General features: G+C 63.7%; 2 protein-coding genes. Both read left to right on the forward strand.

Annotated features, from left to right (window positions below):
• The first annotated feature begins 265 nt into the window (after positions 1–265).
• Positions 266–502 carry a hypothetical protein gene (locus AB1L88_RS26845; RefSeq protein WP_367099798.1) on the forward strand — a complete coding sequence of 79 codons (237 nt, stop codon included), beginning with the start codon at positions 266–268 and terminating at the stop codon, positions 500–502.
• Positions 503–843: 341 nt separating this feature from the next.
• Positions 844–1,404 (forward strand): hypothetical protein, encoded by a 561-nt coding sequence (locus AB1L88_RS26850; RefSeq protein ID WP_367099799.1) that lies wholly within the window; start codon positions 844–846, stop codon positions 1,402–1,404.
• Positions 1,405–1,715 lie beyond the last annotated feature (311 nt).

Here is a 1,715-nt window from a genome sequence, read left to right on the forward strand (position 1 = left end):
GGGGCGTAGGCATGCTCAGCGGTCGGGGCCAACGTTTGAGTCATGCCCGCGAAGATGTGGGCATGTTCCCCGGCATGTGACCTTCACCGTCGGAGGCTGTCCCGAGTATGGTGTGCGTGAGCGATGCGATTTCGAGAATAGGTCGCCGGGGACCGCCTCACCGAGGGTGACCCCGGTTGGGTTTTCGTGCCTCGAATCGTCGTAGCTCGGCTTAGCGACGCGAGATCGAGTCCGCAACTCATTGGATCATCGGCGAGGGCTCACGATGCGAAAGTTGCCGTGGATCGGCTGCGAGCTTCTGCGACTGGAGTACGACTTCCAAGATCGAACCGCAGTCCTCTATCTGCACGAAGGCGAGTGCGTCGATATGTCGAGCGCTGTCGAGTTCGTCACGAAGATCGATCAAGACGCACGTACAATCCGCACCATCGCAGGGAACGAGGAGGACACAACATATAGCCGTGAAACCGATCAGGAGTGGTCGGCCAAACTTCCAGCATGAGACCGCTGGGTGGCCCGGACAACGCCCGCGTTGTCCGGGTCGCGAAGCGACACGAGGTTTTCAGTGGAAGCCGGGCTTGAAAGAGAGGCGAGGGTGGGTCTTCGGCCTCGTGCGGCTGCGCCGCCCGGACAGCGTGCCGCTGTCCGGGCCACCCGCGCAAGTCGGCTCGGCAGTCGACGAATTCGACCAATACTTGGGGCTCGTCCTACCGACAGGGTGTGGCGGGGTGCAGACCATATCTCTTGGGGACAGCTTCCATTTCCAGCAGGTCAAGGTCGACGACACGCAATGGAAGTTGGTCCTCGTCCAGTGATCACATCTCATCATTCAGGAGAGATTCGATGAAGACGAAGATCCTCGCTCGCGTGCTGCTCGGGGGTAGTATCGCGATCTCGACAATCGTCGCCACCGGGATCGCACGGACGACGGACGACGGGCCGCACGAGGAAGGGCCCGATTCCCGGACGGCGTTGTCGAGCCTCGGAGCTTCGGAGGAGTCGCTGCGGATCAGGCAGCGGCTCCGAGAGGAGTCGATCAGGGCTCGTCACTATCGTGGGATTCGCGTCCGGGTCGAGCCGGAATTGGAGGTAGAGTTGCGGCATTTCCAGCGGAGCATCGCCGCAGAAATCGAGCGTTTCGACTATGTACCGCAGGAGCGGACGGCTTATTTCAGCTGGCTCGCCTCCTTGCCCGGCAGGCTGACGGGGTGGAACGCACGCATCGAGCGGGTGGACTCCAACCCGGGCGGTACCGTCGTCGTGATTGGGGTATCCCCCAGCCATTCGAGCGGCGTGGCCCGAGTTAACGACGAGGTGTTCGAGCGCTACCTCCTCCGCGACGGACAACCTCCTCAGTATCTCGGCTCATGGACGGTGCCGGGGCCGCGCGTGACTGTGTTCTGATCGCTGGGTGGCCCGGACAACGCCCCGCGTTGTCCGGGTCGCGAAGCGACACGAGGTGTTCAAGGGAAGCCGGGCTTGAATGAGAGGCGAGGGTGGGTCTTCGGCCTCGTGCGGCTGCGCCGCCCGGACAACGCGGGGCGTTGTCCGGGCCACCCAACGAATCAACCGGGCCCCGTATGGTCCATCGCCGAGTGACGAAGCGCCAGTGCCGATCGGAGGGGGAGCACTGGCAGAGCCAGTGGCACCCGGCGAGGGGGACCGGGTCGACCGGGCCGTTCGCTCAACTCCTAGTGAGGCGGGCGGGTGGCACT

Origin of the sequence: Tautonia sp. JC769, assembly GCF_040717455.1 — a bacterium.
Lineage (GTDB): Bacteria > Planctomycetota > Planctomycetia > Isosphaerales > Isosphaeraceae > Tautonia.